This is a genomic window from Vibrio sp. 1180_3, assembly GCF_029478545.1.
GTDB classification, from domain to species: domain Bacteria; phylum Pseudomonadota; class Gammaproteobacteria; order Enterobacterales; family Vibrionaceae; genus Vibrio; species Vibrio aestuarianus.
Window position 1 is genome coordinate 1 of record NZ_SJFM01000042.1, and the last position, 19816, is coordinate 19816.

General features: G+C 44.0%; 14 protein-coding genes and 1 tRNA gene. 8 read left to right on the forward strand and 7 right to left on the reverse strand.

Annotation, left to right across the window (positions count from 1 at the left end):
• Nucleotides 1-49 precede the first annotated feature (49 nt).
• Together EYW48_RS18360 and orn are read right to left on the reverse strand one after the other, a co-directional pair.
• Nucleotides 50-125: transfer RNA gene (locus EYW48_RS18360), tRNA-Gly, on the reverse strand.
• 177 nt (nucleotides 126-302) lie between these two features.
• A complete protein-coding gene (gene orn, locus EYW48_RS18365) occupies nucleotides 303-848 on the reverse strand; it encodes an oligoribonuclease (protein ID WP_053309825.1) in 546 nt (181 codons plus the stop codon).
• Nucleotides 849-1001: 153 nt separating this feature from the next.
• Between orn and rsgA the strand changes: the two genes are divergently transcribed.
• The 7 genes from rsgA (at nucleotide 1002) to EYW48_RS18400 (ending at nucleotide 10895) form a co-directional block, all read left to right on the forward strand.
• On the forward strand, nucleotides 1002-2063 hold the full coding sequence (rsgA, locus tag EYW48_RS18370) for a small ribosomal subunit biogenesis GTPase RsgA (protein WP_053309824.1): 1062 nt from the start codon (nucleotides 1002-1004) through the stop codon (nucleotides 2061-2063).
• Nucleotides 2064-2216: 153 nt separating this feature from the next.
• On the forward strand, nucleotides 2217-3074 hold the full coding sequence (gene asd / locus EYW48_RS18375) for an archaetidylserine decarboxylase (RefSeq protein ID WP_171980920.1): 858 nt from the start codon (nucleotides 2217-2219) through the stop codon (nucleotides 3072-3074).
• A gap of 181 nt (nucleotides 3075-3255) precedes the next feature.
• Nucleotides 3256-4671 (forward strand): SLC13 family permease, encoded by a 1416-nt coding sequence (locus EYW48_RS18380; protein ID WP_168523618.1) that lies wholly within the window; start codon nucleotides 3256-3258, stop codon nucleotides 4669-4671.
• A gap of 287 nt (nucleotides 4672-4958) precedes the next feature.
• On the forward strand, nucleotides 4959-6839 hold the full coding sequence (locus tag EYW48_RS18385) for a methyl-accepting chemotaxis protein (RefSeq protein ID WP_261915891.1): 1881 nt from the start codon (nucleotides 4959-4961) through the stop codon (nucleotides 6837-6839).
• A gap of 115 nt (nucleotides 6840-6954) precedes the next feature.
• Entirely contained in the window at nucleotides 6955-7842 is an 888-nt protein-coding gene (locus tag EYW48_RS18390; RefSeq protein WP_277432809.1) for a DMT family transporter, read from the forward strand.
• Between the two features lie 167 nt (nucleotides 7843-8009).
• The gene (gene gpmM, locus EYW48_RS18395; protein WP_274694500.1) at nucleotides 8010-9542 is read left to right on the forward strand and encodes a 2,3-bisphosphoglycerate-independent phosphoglycerate mutase; all 1533 of its coding nucleotides are present in this window, start codon (nucleotides 8010-8012) and stop codon (nucleotides 9540-9542) included.
• A 201-nt stretch (nucleotides 9543-9743) separates the two neighbouring features.
• A complete protein-coding gene (locus EYW48_RS18400; RefSeq protein ID WP_261918203.1) occupies nucleotides 9744-10895 on the forward strand; it encodes a murein hydrolase activator EnvC in 1152 nt (383 codons plus the stop codon).
• 15 nt (nucleotides 10896-10910) lie between these two features.
• Here the strand turns inward: EYW48_RS18400 and EYW48_RS18405 are convergent, their stop codons facing one another.
• The 4 genes from EYW48_RS18405 to nudC form a co-directional block, all read right to left on the reverse strand.
• Nucleotides 10911-11870, reverse strand: coding sequence for a DHH family phosphoesterase (locus EYW48_RS18405; RefSeq protein WP_277432810.1), 960 nt, complete (start codon nucleotides 11868-11870; stop codon nucleotides 10911-10913).
• Nucleotides 11871-11958: 88 nt separating this feature from the next.
• A complete protein-coding gene (locus EYW48_RS18410) occupies nucleotides 11959-12597 on the reverse strand; it encodes a TetR/AcrR family transcriptional regulator (protein WP_053309816.1) in 639 nt (212 codons plus the stop codon).
• A 90-nt stretch (nucleotides 12598-12687) separates the two neighbouring features.
• Entirely contained in the window at nucleotides 12688-13755 is a 1068-nt protein-coding gene (gene hemE / locus EYW48_RS18415; protein ID WP_053309815.1) for a uroporphyrinogen decarboxylase, read from the reverse strand.
• Between the two features lie 250 nt (nucleotides 13756-14005).
• Nucleotides 14006-14794, reverse strand: a complete 789-nt coding sequence (gene nudC, locus EYW48_RS18420; protein WP_168524083.1) for an NAD(+) diphosphatase — start codon at nucleotides 14792-14794, stop codon at nucleotides 14006-14008.
• Between the two features lie 176 nt (nucleotides 14795-14970).
• On the opposite strand from nudC, the gene EYW48_RS18425 reads away from it, so the two are divergent.
• Nucleotides 14971-15465, forward strand: coding sequence for an Rsd/AlgQ family anti-sigma factor (locus EYW48_RS18425; RefSeq protein ID WP_053309814.1), 495 nt, complete (start codon nucleotides 14971-14973; stop codon nucleotides 15463-15465).
• Between the two features lie 142 nt (nucleotides 15466-15607).
• On the opposite strand, the gene rpoC is transcribed toward EYW48_RS18425, so the two are convergent.
• Nucleotides 15608-19810, reverse strand: coding sequence for a DNA-directed RNA polymerase subunit beta' (rpoC, locus tag EYW48_RS18430; RefSeq protein WP_176313663.1), 4203 nt, complete (start codon nucleotides 19808-19810; stop codon nucleotides 15608-15610).
• Between the last annotated feature and the right edge of the window lie 6 nt (nucleotides 19811-19816).

A 19816-nucleotide genomic window follows, 5' to 3' on the forward strand; every position in this document is an offset into this window, starting at 1 on the left:
TCATCATTCAAAGCATGATGAGCGCTTTAAGCTTTCTAACAAAAGAAGCTGGAGCGACACACGAGGTTCGAACTCGTGACCTCAACCTTGGCAAGGTTGCGCTCTACCAACTGAGCTAGTGTCGCATTGACAACGTTTCCGCTGTTCAGGGCTGCGAATTATAAGAGCATTTTTTTGTGATGCAAGTCCTTCCTGATAAAAAAAGTCATTTTTTATCAGTTTGCTGAAAAAGCACGCAAATATGGCGTGTTAATCTTTGGAATCGATTAACACGCCATCATCTAAATTTCACGCTTTACTGATCAAATGCTGAATATTGTTTGACGGTAATATTTAAGTTCCGCGATCGACTCTCGAATATCATCCAGAGCTAGGTGACTCCCTTGCTTGGAAAAACCATCCAAAACCTCTGGTTTCCAGCGACGAGTCAGCTCTTTTAGTGTGCTGACATCGACATATCGATAATGGAAATATTCTTCTAACGCTGGCATGTGTTTGTAAAGAAAGCGTCGATCTTGACCTATGCTATTACCGCAAATAGGGGATTTCCCTTTAGGCACCCATTTTTCTAAGAAGGCGATCGTCTGTTCAACCGCTTCTTGTTGTGACACCGAATCATGGCGAACTCGCTCAACCAGACCACTATTGGTATGGGTTGTTGTACACCAGTCGTCCATTTTCGCTAATTCATCTTCAGGTTGATGGACGGCCAGTACAGGTCCCTCAGCTAAAATGTTTAATTCGCTATCAGTCACAATGGTAGCAATTTCGATAATTTTATGAGTTTCAGGATCTAAGCCTGTCATCTCAAGATCAACCCAAATTAAGTTCTGATCGCTAAAGGACATAAATACGTTGCCTATATTGGTTTGCAGATAAAAAAGGTACTATACCCAAATTCAGATCCCCAAGATACCTTTGGACATAGGATTCAAAGCGTATGGTTTCGAGTGAAATCTCGATGTGGATCAAACGTATGACAATCATTTAAGTAGATAATCGTGGCAAAGAAAAAGAAGCTGACGAAAGGTCAAGTACGACGCGTTCGTAATAATCAGAGTAAACGACTGCAAAAAGAAGACACTATTCAGTGGGATGAAGCCATGCTGGGTACTGCCAAGACAGGGTTAGTCATTACTCGTTTTGGCCAACATGCAGACATTGAAGATCTCGAAACGCAAACGGTACAGCGCTGCAACCTGCGCCGCGGCATTGAAACCCTAGTGTCTGGTGACCGTGTTATTTGGCGACCAGGGCTTGAATCAATGGCGGGTATTTCTGGCGTTGTTGAAGCAGTAGAGCCACGCAAGTCGGTGTTGACACGTCCCGATTACTATGACGGTTTGAAGCCAGTAGCGGCCAATATTGACCAAATGGTGATCGTCTCTTCAGTCTTACCCGAGTTATCACTCAATATTATTGACCGTTATTTGATTGCCTCAGAAACCGTAAAAATCGCGCCGTTGGTTGTACTCAATAAAATCGATTTACTGAGCGATGAGCAACGCACCCAATACCAAGAATGGTTACGTGAATACGAACGTATCGGCTACAAAGTTCTACTGGTCAGTAAAGTGACAGGCGAAGGTATTGTAGAGCTAGAGGCTGAGTTGAGTGGACGTATCAACATTTTCGTCGGGCAATCTGGTGTGGGTAAATCCAGTTTAGTGAATGCCTTAATGCCTGATTTGGAAAATGAAATAGAAGAAGGTGAAGTTTCTCAAAATTCCGGCCTTGGCCAACATACCACCACAGCCGCTCGCTTGTACCACATTCCTACTGGTGGTGATCTGATTGACTCACCAGGAGTACGTGAATTCGGTCTATGGCACTTAGAAGCCGAAGAAATTACTGAAGCTTTTGTCGAATTTCGTCCATTTTTAGGTGGCTGCAAATTTAGAGACTGTAAACATGGTGATGACCCTGGTTGTTTATTACGTGAAGCGGTTGAGAAAGGCGATATCAGTGCAATACGTTTTGAAAACTATCATCGAATTCTTGAGAGCATGTTAGAAAACAAAGCCAACCGCCAATATTCGCGGAATAAAAAAGCAGATTTATAGCCTTGAGCTAAAATTCAAACGCAAATTTTGTTTCATTTTTTCGTTTGAATAATCGATCTATGATCATGAGTAACTACTGACATCGTGCCTATTTTTCAGTAACATCTCGCGCCCAAAGTGAAGAACATACAGTTAACATTGGAATATTAAACAATGGATAAAATTAAAGTTGGACTGCAATACTGGATCCCACAACACGGCTTAACACGCCTGATGGGGTGGCTCGCATCAGCCAAAGCTGGCGGTCTAACCACAGCAGTCATTCGTTGGTTTATCAAGCAGTATAACGTCAATATGGATGAGGCTTTGCACTCTGATCCTAGCCATTTCAAATCATTCAATGAATTTTTTGTGCGTGAGTTGAAAGAGGGAGTTCGCCCTATTGCCGAAGATGAAGCTGTTATTACTCATCCTGCTGATGCTTGCGTAAGCCAATTTGGCCCAATTAATGACGGTAAACTGATTCAAGCAAAAGGCCATGATTTTACCGCAGTGGCCTTACTTGGCGGTGATGAAAAGCTAGCACAAGAATTTGATGAAGGTGAATTTGCAACACTTTACCTATCACCACGAGACTATCACCGCGTTCATATGCCATGCGATGGTGTATTGCGCCAGATGATTTACGTGCCTGGTGATCTTTTCTCGGTGAATCCACTAACCGCAGAAAACGTTCCAAACTTGTTTGCTCGCAATGAAAGAGTGGTGTGTATCTTTGACACCGAGTTTGGTCCAATGGCACAAGTACTTGTTGGTGCAACCATTGTGGGAAGCATCGAACTGGTTTGGGCTGGCACGATCACCCCGCCACGTGGTAACACGGTTTATCGTTGGGACTACCCAGCACAAGGTAATAAGGCGGTTATGCTGAAGAAAGGTCAAGAAATGGGCCGCTTTAAACTAGGCTCTACCGTGATCAACTTGTTCGCTAAAGATAAAGTACGCTTTGATGATTCAATGCAACACGGCGAACCAACAGTTATGGGTACTCCGTACGCACATCAAAACTAACATCAAACAATGAGCTCATTGCTTGGCATATGAGCTCATTTTCTCTCAAATTTATTGACTGAAAACAAATCAATCACACATTCCAAACATAAAATCCAAAACTTCAATCCGTATCTAAGACCCTAATTCACATATCATTTACGATAGTCACCTCAAGTAAACAAAGTAAGGTGACGTGAGCATGCCAAATATCAATCCGGGAATACTGATAAAGCTAGCAATCTGCTTTTTGCTACCGCTTGGCGTATTATTTATGCCTATCGATTCAATTCCTATTGATGACCTCACTTTAATTCAGCACAGGCTATTGGCGATTTTTTTACTAGCAGCCTTGCTATGGGTACTTGAACCTGTCCCCGTCTTTGCGACATCAATTTTGATCATCGCTCTTGAATTGATCATGATATCCGACAAAGGACTACATCTATTTCGTGCACCACCAGCAGGGCATGATTTAGGTGAACTGATGAAATACACCGATATTTTCAGTGCTTTCTCATCGCCAATTATTATTTTATTTATGGGTGGTTTCGCTCTGGCGATTGCCGCCTCCAAATATGATCTTGATAGCAACTTAGCGCGCGTGTTACTCAAACCTTTTGGCAATCAACCTCGGTTCATTATGTTAGGGTTAATGCTAATTACTGCTGTGTTCTCAATGTTCATGTCTAACACCGCCACCACAGTCATGATGCTAGCATTACTAGGGCCTATTGTGGCCTCGGCTCCTAAAGGTGATTTGGGAATTAAAGCCTTGGTATTGTGTATCCCTATTGCAGCTAATACCGGTGGCATTGCAACACCAATAGGTACACCACCCAATGCTATTGCTTTGCAATATCTCACTGGCGAAAACAGCATCGACTTCCTTTCTTGGATGATGATGGGCCTTCCCTTTGTGATGATTCAACTGACTTTAGCGTGGTTCTTACTGCAGAAACTCTTCCCTTCTTCTGAAAAACAGATGATCTTAAAACTGAATGGTAAATTCCAAAAAAGCTGGCAAGCGATCGTAGTTTATATAACATTCGCTGCCACCATTGTCCTTTGGATGACAACCTCACTGCATGGTATGAATACGTATGTTGTCTCTATCATTCCTTTGGCAGTTTTCACACTCACCGGCATTATGGGAAAGGAGGAATTAAAACAGATCAATTGGGACGTTTTATGGTTAGTCGCCGGTGGTATCGCTATTGGTATTGGCTTGGATAAAACAGGGCTCGCTTCAGCGTTAGCTCACGCAATTGACTATAGCGCACTATCGCCCGTTTCTGTGGTTATCACGCTATCATTAGTGTGTTGGATAATGGCGAATTTTATGTCGAATACTGCAACCGCGAACTTATTAATGCCCATTGCAGCGGCAATTGCAGTATCGATGGAAAGCCTTGCAAGTATCGGCGGTATACAAGGCCTGTTAGTTGTGGTCGCCTTTTCAGCGTCACTCGGTATGATCCTGCCTGTATCAACCCCACCCAATTCATTAGCTTACTCTACAGGCTTGATTGAAAGTAAAGACATGGCGAAAACGGGGGTCATTATTGGCATCGTAGGGCTATGTATTGTCTACACTGCAGCTCTGTTACTAACCTAACCATCTAAATGCGTGGTTTGCACAATGGAACGCAGGTCACGCAATCGAAATTTCCAACCATATCGAGTATTACCAATCACAATCTGCTGACGAATAATCGAGCAAGATCAGATTAATCTACCGTATAATATTGTAGGATTTTTCCAAATGACTTATTTATATTTCTGTCAAATTGCTAATATGTATAACCATTCAACTGGCAATTAATAAAACTACAGCAAATTAACCAAACTTATGATTTGCGATATTGACGATACCTTGATCATATCGCTCAAAGGACATCACTCATGAGACACACCATCAAATTTAAAATTCAGGTCGCTATTGCGATCATTATTGCCATTGTTAGTGGTGTACAAGCCTTTATTTCAGTTAACCAACTCCAGCAAGAAACTACTCACGCAATTAATAGTGAAATGGAGAATGTCAGTATTGCCACCAGCCGCTACATCAGTGATTGGCTAGGTATTCGTAGTGATATGATGCTCGCCAATGAGACTTCGCTTGCAAACAGTGATAATGCTGATAAAGAACTTCTGGTGACTAAAAAAGGCGGTGATTTTCTTTCGGTTTATGCCGGGTTCAGTGATGGTTCCATCGCCTATGGTGACAAAACCGAAGACTGGCCAGCCGATTACGACCCAAGAACTCGTCCTTGGTATAAAGATGCCATGTCCCAGCAAGGGCTTATCATTACTGAACCCTACCAAGACTTTGATGGCAGTATCGTCGTGAGCTTTGCTAAAGCCTTCCATGGTCAAAAGCAAGGGGTACTTGCTGCTGATTTGACCGTCACCAACATCATCAAAGAAGTATTAAGCGTAAAACTCGATAACCAAGGCTTTGCTTTTCTGGTCGATGGTAAAAATAATATTGTCGCTTACAAAGATGAAGCTCTAAGCCAGAAACCACTTACCGATTTAAACGGCCAACTGAGCTCGCAAAAAATGGCGACACTGGTTCAAGGAAACCAAGTGGCAACCATTAGTTGGCCACAGCAAGGCGATAAACTGGTCTACGTGTCACGTATCCCAAATACCGATTGGTCACTAGGGATTGTGGTTGATAAATCTCTCGCTTATGCGTCGGTATCAGAACAGATAACCTTTACCGCAATCGCCTCTTTGATTCTTTATATCGTCATCGCCAGTATCAGCACCTGGGTCGTAACTCGCCTGCTGAAACCTCTTCAAGAGCTTTCGGGGGCATTAGCGCAACTTGCTCAAGGTGAAGGCGACTTAACTCAGAGAATAGACATTCGTCGTATGGATGAAATAGGAGAGTTGGCAGAAAAAGTAAACCTCTTCTTGAGTCAAATGCAGGGAATGTTAAAGGGCATTGTTGAGCATAGCCACCAGCTTTCGACACAAGCACAAAATGCGAATGATCTTTCCACTCAAGCATCTCTGCGTGTAGAACATCAACAAAATGATGTTAACCAAATCGCGACCGCTATCCATGAAATGTCCGCCACAGCGGCTGAAGTCGCAAGCCATGCTGAATTAACGGCCAGCGCATCTCAAGCATCCGCAAGCGCTTGTGATGATGGGCAAGCGGTAATTAAAAAGAACAGAGACTCAATTACGAGTTTGGCTAATCAAGTCGATAGTGCTGCCAAAGTGATCCGCGAACTGGAAAGCAATGCACAAAGCATTAACCAAATCCTTTCCACCATCCAAGGTATTGCTGAGCAAACCAACCTATTGGCCTTAAACGCAGCGATTGAAGCGGCACGTGCTGGTGAGCAAGGACGCGGGTTCGCAGTCGTTGCCGATGAAGTACGGGTACTTAGTCAACGCACGCATGGTTCAACCGAAGAGATCCGCACCATGATTGAGACACTGCAAAGTAACACTCAACATGCGGTAGAAAACATGGAAGCCAGTACTAAACTGGCCGATAACAGTGTCGAATACGCAGAACAAGCACACGATAGCTTGGTTAGAATCACTCAAGCAATTACTGAAATTAATGATATGGCACTACAAATCGCCAGCGCAGCTGAAGAGCAACGCGCGGTTAGTGAAGACATCAGCCGTAATACTCAAGGTATTAAAGATGCGTCTGATGATCTCGCCAGTCAGACTCAACAAAGCAGTCAAAGTACCAGTGATATGCACCGCTCAACCGAAGCTATGCGCCACGAGATCAGCCGCTTTAAAGTGTAATCGCCACCGGGCTGCCTCATGAAATGGAGCGTTAGAGGCAGCCAACAAATTATCTTTGTTTTCTCCACTCATTAAGGCATATTGAGAGCCCCTTAACCCCCACAAGGATGTCATCATGGGTTACGAGTGGCTCGCTCTTGCTGCTGCATTTCTTTGGGCTATTGCCAGTCTCATGTCGGTAATACCAGCCAAACATTTAGGTACCTTTGCTTATAGTCGCTGGCGAATGGGCTGCACCTCGGTAATCTTAATCAGCATGGCATTCGCAACGGGGGGCTGGGCAACAGTCAATGGCGATATGATCACTCCAATGATGCTTTCTGGATTAATTGGGATTTTCATTGGCGACACAGCATTATTCGCCTGCTTAAATCGTATGGGTCCTAGACAAGCGGGGCTGCTATTTTCTTGTCATGCGGTATTTTCTGCTATTCTCGGCTATTTTTTATTCAGCGAAAGTATGAGTAATGCTGAATTACTCGGTGCTTCCTTGGTCTTTTCTGGCATACTCACCGCCATATTTTTTGGTCGTCGTGGACAAAATCATAACGCATTAGAAGCCATTAACGGCCGCATTTGGATTGGCATCAGCCTTGGTCTTATCGCCGCGTTGTGCCAAGCTTTAGGCGGCATCATTGCCAAGCCAGTGATGCAAACCGACATTGACCCTGTTTCCGCCTCTGCAATCAGGATGATAACCGCATTTACAGCCCACTGTTTATTTCTATTTACCGGGGCTAAATTGGCGCGAGCAACCCAAGCCATTAACCTGCGCATATTTACTATCACGGCCATTAACGGTTTTCTTGCAATGGCAGTAGGAATGACTTTAATCCTCTATGCCTTACGCGAAGGAAATGTCGGCATGGTAGCGCTACTATCTTCTACAACTCCAATCATGTTACTGCCGATTTTATGGTTGTATACCAAACAAAGACCAAACCGCTTCGCTTGGTGTGGCGCTTTAATTGCCGTCTTAGGTACGGGAATTCTGGTCTATTAAACCATTGTAACCCGTTCTATTGGCTTAAAAATGTTGATCGATAGGCTACCTTTATAGGCATTGATAGGGAGAATCATTGATCTTAACCTACTGCAATCACTTCAAAGTGTAGTAAAATTACGCTAATTTCTGTTTTAAGTTACTTTGAATTTGACGAGGTCATAACTATGTCAGCTAAGAAGCCAATGGCTTTAGTAATTCTTGACGGTTGGGGTTACCGTGAAGATAACGCAAACAACGCAATCAACAACGCGAATACTCCAGTCATGGATAGCTTAATCGCGAACAACCCAAATACACTTATTTCAGCTTCAGGCATGGACGTAGGTCTACCAGATGGCCAAATGGGTAACTCAGAAGTGGGTCACACCAACATTGGTGCTGGTCGCATTGTCTACCAAGACCTCACTCGCATCACTAAATCGATCGCCGATGGTGAGTTTCAACAAACTGAAGCTTTAGTCGCAGCGATGGATAAAGCGATCAAAGCAGGTAAAGCCGTTCACATATTAGGTTTGATGTCTCCTGGTGGCGTTCACTCTCATGAAGACCACATCTACGCAGCGATTGAAATGGCAGCCGCTCGTGGCGCTGAAAAAATCTACCTACACTGTTTCTTAGATGGCCGTGATACACCGCCACGCAGTGCTGAAGGTTCATTACAACGTTTCCAAGAGCTTTTCGCGAAACTTGGCAAAGGTCGCATTGCATCACTAATCGGCCGCTACTATGCCATGGACCGTGATAACAACTGGGATCGTGTACAGAAATCATACGACCTGTTGGTTGAAGCTAAAGCCGAGTACACTTTTGATTCTGCAGTGGCAGGTCTTGAAGCCGCTTACGCTCGTGAAGAAAACGATGAATTCGTTAAAGCGACTGAAATCAAAACTGAAGATCAACAATCAGCAGCCATGGAAGATGGCGATGCCGTTATCTTTATGAACTACCGTGCTGACCGTGCTCGTGAAATTACTCGTGCATTCGTACCTGATTTTGACGGTTTTGAACGTGCTAAATTCCCAGCCGTTGATTTTGTGATGCTAACTCAATACGCAGCCGATATTCCTCTAGCTTGCGCTTTCCCACCAGCATCACTAGAAAACACTTACGGTGAATGGCTATCAAAAGCAGGTAAAACGCAGCTTCGTATTTCTGAAACCGAAAAATACGCGCACGTTACCTTCTTCTTCAACGGTGGTGTTGAGAGCGAATTCGCCGGTGAAGAGCGTCAACTAGTTGCCTCTCCAAAAGTTGCAACTTATGACCTACAACCAGAAATGAGCGCACCAGAGCTAACTGAAAAGCTCGTTGCTGCGATCAAATCTGGTAAATATGACGCTATCATCTGTAACTACCCGAATGGCGATATGGTTGGCCATACTGGCGTTTACGATGCAGCAGTAAAAGCGTGTGAAGCATTAGATGAATGCATTGGCAAGGTAGTTGAAGCCATTAAAGAAGTGGATGGTCAACTACTGATCACGGCTGACCACGGCAACGCAGAGATGATGGTAAACCCAGAAACTGGCGGTGTACACACAGCGCATACTAACCTGCCAGTACCACTTATTTACGTAGGTAGCAAAGATCTTGAGCTAAAAGAAGGTGGTAAACTTTCTGACCTAGCTCCAACAATGCTGGCTTTAACTGATATGGAAATTCCTGCCGAAATGTCAGGTGAAGTTCTATATAAGTAACTGACAAACTGAGTGTTCGCGAACGGGTCATTCTAGGTCTGTAGCTAAAAACGCAATCAACTTAAGCCTCGACGATATCCGCCGAGGCTTTTTTCGTCTAAAGATCGGATTTGATTGCAAGTTTTGACATTCAGATTTCGACTCTCCTATCGCTTTGAGTATACTGGTTTACTTATTTGTAGATATAAACTTGAAAAGCTGATGAAAAATAAGCCGACGCCGCAACCAATCAAGACTTCTGCTCTATGGCAAAGAATAAGCCTGACACTGGTTATAGGGATCGGTTGTATCTCAAGCACTCACATTTACGCAGCAACACAACAAGAATTAAACGGCGTGAAGGGGGAAATTTCTCGTCAGCAGAAAACACTCACTAAGCAACAAAAAGAGCTTGATACCCTACAAAATTCATTGAAAACTCAAGAGCTAGGTATCTCGAGCTTAGAAAATGAAATCAAAGCCACCAAAACGCAATTGACGACTGCCAATGCTAATATCGATAAACTTAGACAAAAAATTAAGCTGCTAGAAACTCAGAAAGCACAACAAACAGAGAAACTCGCCCAACTCATCAAAACTTACTACGCCACCCAACGAGCAACAGCCGCGGCAAACATACTCAACAATGGCGTAGAAGAAGATAGAATAAGCCATTATTATCAACACCTTGCCAAAGCTCGCACTAAGACGATTCAAGAACTGGAAAGCACGCAAGTCGAGTTGAACGAAAGTGACCGACAATTACAGCTTGAACGTGACCAAATTGCCTCGCTGCTTGAACAGCAAACGAAGAAGCGTGATACATTAGCTAAAACACAGTCTCAACGACGCCAAACCGTTAATAAAATTCAAAAAAGTATTTCTGGTGACAAAGTCTATTTGGCTGAGCTACAACGCAATGAAACCCGCTTACAAGCAGAAATCGCCAAAGCCGCAAAGCGTAACGCGGTATTAATGGATGGTTTGGCTAAGCAAAAAGGCAAATTACCTTGGCCATTGAAAGGGAAAATTTTACACAGTTTTGGTACTCGTCAAAGCGGACAAATTGATTGGAAAGGGATCGTGATCGACGCCAATTACGGTCAGTCAGTAAAAGCGGTTTATTCTGGAACTGTCGTGTTTGCCGAATATCTACGTGGCTATGGTCTGGTTGTATTACTCGACCATGGTAAAGGTGACATGACCTTGTATGGATTTAATCAAAGCCTGCTGAAAAAAGAGGGGGACAAGGTCATTGCCGGAGAAACAATTGCCTTAGCTGGTGATACAGGTGGGCAGTCACAACCTTCTCTTTATTTTGAAATTCGACGTAACAGTAAAGCAGAAAACCCGAAAAGTTGGCTAACTCGATAAGCTAACCCCCCCGTTTTATGTACGGTAATACACTTCCACTGCTTCAATAAATTCGGCTAACTGAGATTTATCGAGCGCATTAATTCCAGCAGCAGTTTCCCTTCCCCCGCCTGTGACAAAAGCACTGCACAAACCGCCAGCCCCTTGTTTATTATCTAAAGGGGCGCGTAATGACACCGTATAACTGCCATTTTGGTTTTGGGTTAAAACGGCATGTGCTGAACCGGGAGTTTGGTTAGCAAGCCAATTTCCAAATACACCACAGACTCGATGCGAAGCCGCGTCGTCAGGTAATTCAAACACACTTAGCCATTGACTGCGATGAATTGGAGTTAATGACTGAGCGGCCTGCATATCTTGTTCGTAGGCCTGTTGCAGATGATAAAAGGGAGAATTGAGGTCTGCAATGACATCAAATGGAGACGGATAGACCAATAATGCTTGATACAAATTTGCTGGATGATAATGAAGCTGATCAACCGATTTTCCATAGCCGTTATAATTGATTAACGTCCCCAATTCCTTGAGCTGCTCTGCTTGATTAATGCTCAGCCCGGCTTTTATAGCTAGCTTATCGGCCTTCGCTAGCAAATTGTCACCATAAGCGGCAGTTATTGCCCATTCATGGAATTGCCCACCGAGCCATTTATCGACAATCAATGCAGTGCAAGTATCTGGATCTAAATCAATATGAGCATCAAGCAGGCGGCTAACAGGAATATCATCGGCTTGGTGATGATCGGCATAGAATACTGTCACCCCCATATCAAGAGCTCGCTGTAAAGCGGTACGATTTTTATTGAGAGAAAGATCCAACACCGTGAGGCTATCTCTCGCTTGAAAATCCAAGCCTTCAAGTAATTGAATATCGCGTTTGACACCAGTAATCAACGTTGTTGTACGTGGCTGAGCAAACCTGATTTGAAGAAGAGAGATGATGCCATCAGCATCACCATTAAAGATGTCGTAGTGCATATCAAGGAGAACCCTTCGTAATTGAATAGCCGAGAAACTAGCAGTTTCAATTGCTTAATAACAATACTCAAAGGTTATAACTAATCACTCATTGTGCATTCATTGCACGAACGCCGTCTTCTAACAACAGAAGCTGTTCTATTCCTTGCTCTGTTGCCTTCGGCTTAACCACTGCAATCATTTGCAACATGCCTTGGTGAATGACTTGCTCAGTAATGTGTGTTTTAGAAGACATTGCCGATTGATAACTAAGCCAACTCGAAGCAATCATATGTAGCGTCGTGACTAACGGCTTCATTTCATCCTCAACCACCGCCAGCAGTTTTAAGTCAACGAATGCTCGCATAATGTCAATCAGGTTACTTTGCAACTTTTCTTGCACTTGAATATATTCTTCATGTAGCACTTCATCGCGCTGAAGAATTTCCGGCAAATTGGCATAGAAGAAACGATATTTCCACATTAAGGTAAAGATCGAATCAAGATAATGCTTAAGCAGGGTCAAGCTTTCTCGTTGCCCTTGAATCGGTGTAAAACGTTCAAGTAGTTCAGCGGAATATAACGCAAAGATTTCGCGAACAATTTCTTGTTTGTTACGGAAGTGGTAATACAAATTACCGGGGCTAATCTCGATGTGAGCTGCGATATGATTAGTGGTAATGGTTCTTTCACCATGTTCGTTAAACAGCTCTAATGCCGCATACACGATCCTATCTTTTGTCTTCATCTTGCCTCATTAGCGTTAAGTTCATTGATTATTCCTATCTATATTAGAATAGGAAAAGTACCTTACCAATATAAGGTACTTTAATGCTAATTACTTATGATATGGCTTCGACAACTCATGCACGGCTTCAACAAATACACCGGCATTTTCTGGTGGTACATCAAGGTGAATACCATGCCCAAGGTTGAATACGTGACCAGTCCCCCCCTCACCAAAACCTTCTAGAATCGTTGCCACTTCTTGACGAATTCGTTCAGGTTGCGCGTAAAGCATTGATGGATCCATATTACCTTGTAAAGCAACTTTATCACCGACACGAGATTTCGCATCAGCGATATTGATTGTCCAATCGAGACCAACTGCATCACAGCCAGTCGCTGCGATTTGCTCTAACCACATGCCGCCATTCTTTGTAAATAAAGTTACCGGCACACGACGCCCATCATTTTCACGAATCAATCCATCGACGATTTTATGCATGTACTGCAGTGAAAAGAGGTTGTAGTCACGGGGGGTAAGTACACCACCCCAGGTATCAAAAACCATTACTGATTGAGCACCGGCTTTAATTTGTGCGTTAAGGTACTCAATAACACTGTCCGCTAGCTTATCGAGTAAAAGGTGCAGCGTTTGTGGCTCGGCATACATCATTTTCTTGATTTTAGTAAACGCTTTCGAGCTACCGCCTTCAACCATATAGGTGGCTAGTGTCCATGGGCTACCAGAAAAACCAATTAGTGGCACTTCGCCTTGCAGATCTTTACGGATCTGACGCACCGCATTCATCACATATTGCAGTTCACCTTCAGGGTCAGGCAAACCAATTTTATCCACATCAGCTTTACAAGTTATTGGGCGTTCAAATTTAGGACCTTCACCTGCTTCAAAGTACAAGCCCAATCCCATCGCATCTGGGATTGTCAGAATATCAGAAAACAGAATAGCGGCATCCAGTGGGAAACGACGCAGTGGCTGCAATGTCACCTCAGAGGCAAGCTCTGCGTTTTTACACAAAGACATAAAGTCACCCGCTTGCGAACGAGTTGCACGGTATTCTGGCAGATAACGACCCGCTTGACGCATCATCCATACGGGTGTGCAATCGACAGGTTGTTTTAGCAGTGCACGCAAATAGCGGTCATTTTTTAATTCAGTCATTCCGTCTTCCAATTTAAGGCTTATTATTTTTTGTGGGCGCTATTCTAACATCGAATAACAGGCAAAAGCTGTGTGCTTTGCAACCTAGATCAAGTTATTAACTTTTAAATCAATGCTTAATTTGCAAGCAACATGTAACAATGTTAAAAATTTGCTCGCTAGCGAAAACTACAATAATAAACTGGGTATTAAGTACTCAGCATCTCATAACGACATCTTACTTACCCCCTCCTTCATCGGAGGGTTTTTTTTACTTTTCAGTAGGGTACCGTTCCTTTATTTCTGCAACAGTATGCTCAATTAAAGCTCTAGCAATCGTACCAACTGGGGCAACCTGTGGCATTTTATCGACACCAAACCAACACGCATCACTCAATTCTGTATAATCTGGCTTGATAGTACCAGACTGATATTCAGCAACAAATCCCATCATCATGCTAGAAGGGAATGCCCAAGGCTGGCTACCAAAGTAGCGAATGTTTTTCACTTTGATGCCAGTTTCTTCGAGCACTTCACGTGCCACACACTGTTCTAATGTTTCACCAACTTCAAGAAAGCCAGCAATCACGGTATACATTCCGCTTTTATGCCTTGGGTGCTGCGCGAGTAGTATTTGATCTTGCTTACGCACCGCAACAATGATGCAAGGGAAAATGCGCGGATAATGTAGAGTACGGCATTCTCCGCACTGCATGGCCAGTTGATTATGGTTGAGAAAATTACGTCCGCCACATTGCGGGCAAAAGCGTAATGTTTGGCTCATATGCCCGTACTGAATCGCTTTGCTCACAGCAAAGAATAGCTCTTGATTTAGGTGCAGAAGCTCCCGTAATGAGGTCATTTCATTTTCTTTATCAAGGTCTGCATCATTGAGCCACATCACTGGATGACCGTTATAACGCGTTATCTCAATCGCTTTCTCTTGAGGTAACGAGTAGTCAGCAGCACAACCAAATGGAAGCTCACCATTGATGGTCCAGATCTCACTTCCTGAAACAACACACCAATAAGCGGATTTTACATCACTCTTTTGTAACATGTTCATACCTCTTTCCTTGCAGTTGTTCCATTTTACTGGCAATCTAAATTCATACCAGAATTTGTAACATTGCAATTTTAGTTCTATAAATTCTTGTAAGGACAATAAGTTGTATCTACAAAGACACAACCCTACGCAAAGGAAAAGGTCACATTTTGTGGCCAGATCATGAGGGCATGGTCATGCTAAAAAAATTAAAACGAACACAAGAACAATGGGGCGGTTCCAGTGAGTTAATTGATCATTGGCTCGATACTCGTCAAACACTGATTGTAGAATACTGCAAACTTGCCGCTCTACAACCCTGTTCGGCTAAGACAAACGTAACAGAACTTCCCTCCCCTAAAGAATTACAATTATTTTGCCAACAGCTGGTCGACTACATCTCGGAAGGTCATTTTAAAATATATGACATGGTGATGGATAAATGGCGCTCCACTGGCTTTGAAGCGACAGATGAGATTAATCAGACCTATGGCAAAATCGTTCTCACGACAGAACCTTTACTTAATTTTACCGACAAATATGCAGCAGTAAGTGATGAGGATGATCTGGATGACTTCGACAGTGACCTGTCATTAATTGGTGAAATTATTGAAGCTAGGTTTGAAGTAGAAGATTACTTGATTCAATTAATCGCCGATAGCTTAGCTATTCCTCCTGGAGCTTAATCACAACCTCACTTTCAAGCATCAAGGCTTATTCGAATCGGATAAGCCTTTTTACTTTCTCGGCTCAACCTATCTAGCAAAAACTCAAAAGGCACCCGAAGGTGCCTTTATCATAACGCTTTACGATTGCTCGTTAGACTACTTATTCTTCTGAAGAAAAGCCTGCGTTTAGCAATGCTGCTAGATTATCAGTTGCTTGTTCAGCAGACGGACCTTCTAGTTGAGCAGCACGCTTAGCTTGACGCTCTTGGTGGTATGCGAAACCAGTACCTGCAGGAATCAGACGACCCACAATTACGTTTTCTTTCAGACCACGAAGATCATCACGCTTACCAGAAACTGCTGCTTCTGTTAGTACGCGAGTTGTCTCTTGGAACGATGCCGCAGAGATGAACGATTCAGTCGCTAGCGATGCTTTCGTAATACCTAATAGCTCACGCTCGAAACGAGCTGGCTGTTTGCCGTCTGCTTCTAGGTTACGGTTTGCAATCTTAACATTTGAGTATTCAACTTGCTCACCCACTAGGAACTCAGAGTCACCAGCGTGTGTAATCGTACACTTACGTAGCATTTGACGAACGATAGTCTCAATGTGCTTATCGTTAATCTTAACGCCTTGCAGACGGTAAACTTCTTGAACTTCGTTGGCGATGTAAGAAGTTACTGCATGAATACCACGTAGACGTAGGATATCGTGCGGAGTCTCTGGACCATCGGCGATAACGTCACCACGTTCGATCTTCTCACCTTCAAACACGTTTAGCTGACGGTGCTTAGGAATCATTTCTTCATAAGCTTCGCCACCCTCACGAGTGATGATTAGACGACGTTTACCTTTCGTTTCTTTACCAAATGACACAGCACCTGTGTGTTCAGCAAGAATAGCAGGCTCTTTCGGTTTACGAGCTTCAAACAAGTCAGCTACGCGAGGTAGACCACCCGTGATATCTCGGTTACCGCTAGATTTCTGTGGAATACGCGCTAGTGTGTCACCAATGCCTACTTCACTGCCATCTTCAATGTTAACGATCGCTTTACCTGGTAGGAAGTATTGAGCTGGCATATCAGTACCAGGGATCATTACATCGTTACCTTTCTCATCCACAAGTTTGATAGCTGGACGCATATCTTTACCTGCTGCTGGACGAGCGGCCGCTTCAGTTACTTCACTTGAAGATAGACCAGTAAGGTCATCTGTCTGGCGAGAAACCGTTACGCCATCGATCATATCAACGAATTGGATGCGACCAGCCACTTCAGTGATGATTGGCAATGTGTGCGCTTCCCAGTTAGCCACTGTTTGACCAGCTTCAACTGCATCGTTATCACCTTTGCTCAAGATAGAACCGTAAGGCAGTTTGTGCTTCTCTTTAGTACGACCAAATTCGTCAATGATAGTCAATTCTGATGCACGAGACGTGATAACCAGTTTCTTATCTTTGTTAATTACGAACTTAGCGTTGTGAAGCTTAACAGAACCGTTGTTCTTAGCTTGAATGCTGTTCTCTGCGGCTGCCGTCGATGCTGCACCACCGATGTGGAACGTACGCATCGTTAGCTGTGTACCAGGTTCACCGATAGATTGAGCCGCGATAACACCGACTGCTTCACCTTGGTTCACTAGGTGACCACGAGCTAGGTCACGACCGTAACACTGAGCACAACAACCGAAGTCAGAGTCACAAGTAACAACTGAGCGTACGCGCATGCTGTCAACTGAGTTCTCTTCCATGATCTGACACCACTTCTCATCAATCAGAGTATTACGTGGGATCAGAACTTCTTCTGTGCCAGGTTTTAGTACATCTTCAGCAACTACACGACCTAGAGCAAGTTCAGTTAGTGCAACTTTAACATCACCACCCTCGATGTGAGGCATCATGTCGACACCCTCATGAGTGCCACAGTCATGTTCAGTTACAACAACGTCTTGTGCTACGTCTACTAAACGACGAGTCAGATAACCTGAGTTCGCTGTCTTAAGTGCTGTATCCGCAAGACCCTTACGAGCACCGTGCGTTGAGATAAAGTACTGTAGTACGTTCAGACCTTCTTTAAAGTTCGCAGTGATCGGCGTTTCGATGATCGAACCATCTGGACGCGCCATCAGACCACGCATACCCGCTAGCTGACGAATCTGTGCCGCAGAACCACGAGCGCCCGAGTCAGCCATCATGTAGATGCTGTTGAACGACTCTTGTTTCTCTTCTTCACCATCACGGTTGATTACTGTTTCAGAAGACAGGTTATCCATCATCGCTTTCGCAACACGGTCGTTGGTAGACGCCCAGATATCGATAACTTTGTTGTAGCGCTCACCCGCAGTAACAAGACCTGATTGGAATTGCTCTTGGATTTCGCGTACTTCTTCTTCTGCTTCAGCAATTTCAGTGTATTTCGCTGCTGGTACAACCATATCGTCGATACCAACTGATACACCAGAAAGTGCAGCATAAGCAAAACCGGTGTACATGATTTGGTCAGCAAATACGACTGTGTCTTTCAAACCAAGCTTACGGTAAGCTTCATTCAATAGGTTAGAGATCTGCTTTTTGCCAAGCTTTTGGTTCACGATGCTGTATGGCAGGCCTTTAGGCACGATTTGCCATAGCATTGCACGACCAACAGTCGTATCGACCATCTTAGTTTCTGTCGTGCTGTGACCGTCTTCATCAACAACAGTTTCAGTGATACGTACTTTAACGCGTGCATGTAGCGCCGCTGTCTTAGTACGGTATGCCTTTTCAGCCTCTTTAGGGCCAGCAAGGTACATACCTTCACCTTTCGCGTTGATCATTTCGCGAGTCATGTAGTACAGACCCAATACAACGTCCTGAGAAGGTACGATGATCGGATCACCTGACGCTGGTGACAGAATGTTGTTTGTCGACATCATCAGGGTACGAGCTTCAAGCTGTGCTTCTAAAGTTAGAGGCACGTGAACCGCCATTTGGTCACCATCGAAGTCCGCGTTATACGCCGCACACACAAGTGGGTGTAGCTGAATCGCTTTACCTTCGATAAGTACTGGTTCGAACGCCTGGATACCAAGACGGTGAAGTGTTGGTGCACGGTTCAATAGTACTGGGTGTTCACGGATCACTTCGTCTAGGATATCCCAAACAACCGCTTCTTCGCGCTCAACCATTTTCTTAGCCGCTTTGATTGTCGTCGCCATGCCACGAGTTTCTAGCTTGCTGTAGATAAATGGTTTGAATAGCTCAAGTGCCATCTTCTTAGGAAGACCACACTGATGCAAACGTAGTGTTGGACCTACTGTGATTACAGAACGACCAGAGTAGTCTACACGTTTACCTAGTAGGTTCTGACGGAAACGACCTTGTTTACCCTTGATCATATCAGCAAGAGATTTCAGAGGACGCTTGTTAGAACCGGTGATCGCACGACCACGACGACCGTTATCTAGTAGCGCATCAACAGACTCTTGCAGCATACGTTTTTCGTTACGTACGATGATGTCCGGAGCTGCTAGCTCTAGAAGACGCTTCAAACGGTTGTTACGGTTGATCACACGACGGTATAGATCGTTTAGATCAGATGTCGCAAAGCGACCGCCATCTAGCGGTACTAGAGGACGTAGATCTGGCGGAAGAACCGGAAGCACTGTAAGAATCATCCACTCAGGGTTATTACCTGAGCTGATAAACGCTTCAACAAGCTTCAGACGCTTCGTCAGTTTTTTGCGTTTAGTTTCTGAGTTAGTCGTTTCTAACTCTTCACGCATCATTTCTACTTCGGCTGCAAGATCCATAGAACCAAGAAGGTCTTTGATCGCTTCTGCACCCATTTTCGCAGTAAACTCGTCGCCCCACTCTTCTAGACGGTCTAGATACTCTTCTTCAGTAAGCATCTGACTCTTTTCTAGATCTGTCATACCCGGTTCAGTTACTACATACATTTCGAAGTAAAGAACACGTTCGATATCACGTAGAGGGATATCCATTAGCAAACCGATACGAGATGGTAACGATTTTAGGAACCAGATGTGAGCCACTGGTGATGCAAGTTCGATGTGGCCCATACGGTCACGACGAACTTTAGTTTGTGTAACTTCAACGCCACACTTCTCACAGATCACACCACGGTGTTTCAAACGCTTATATTTGCCACAAAGACATTCATAGTCTTTTACTGGACCAAAGATACGCGCACAGAACAGACCATCACGTTCAGGCTTGAACGTACGATAGTTGATCGTTTCAGGTTTTTTAACTTCACCAAAAGACCATGAACGAATCATGTCTGGTGAAGATAGACCGATTTTGATTGCATCAAATTCTTCGGTCTTATGCTGTGCTTTTAGAAAGTTTAATAAGTCTTTCACAATCAG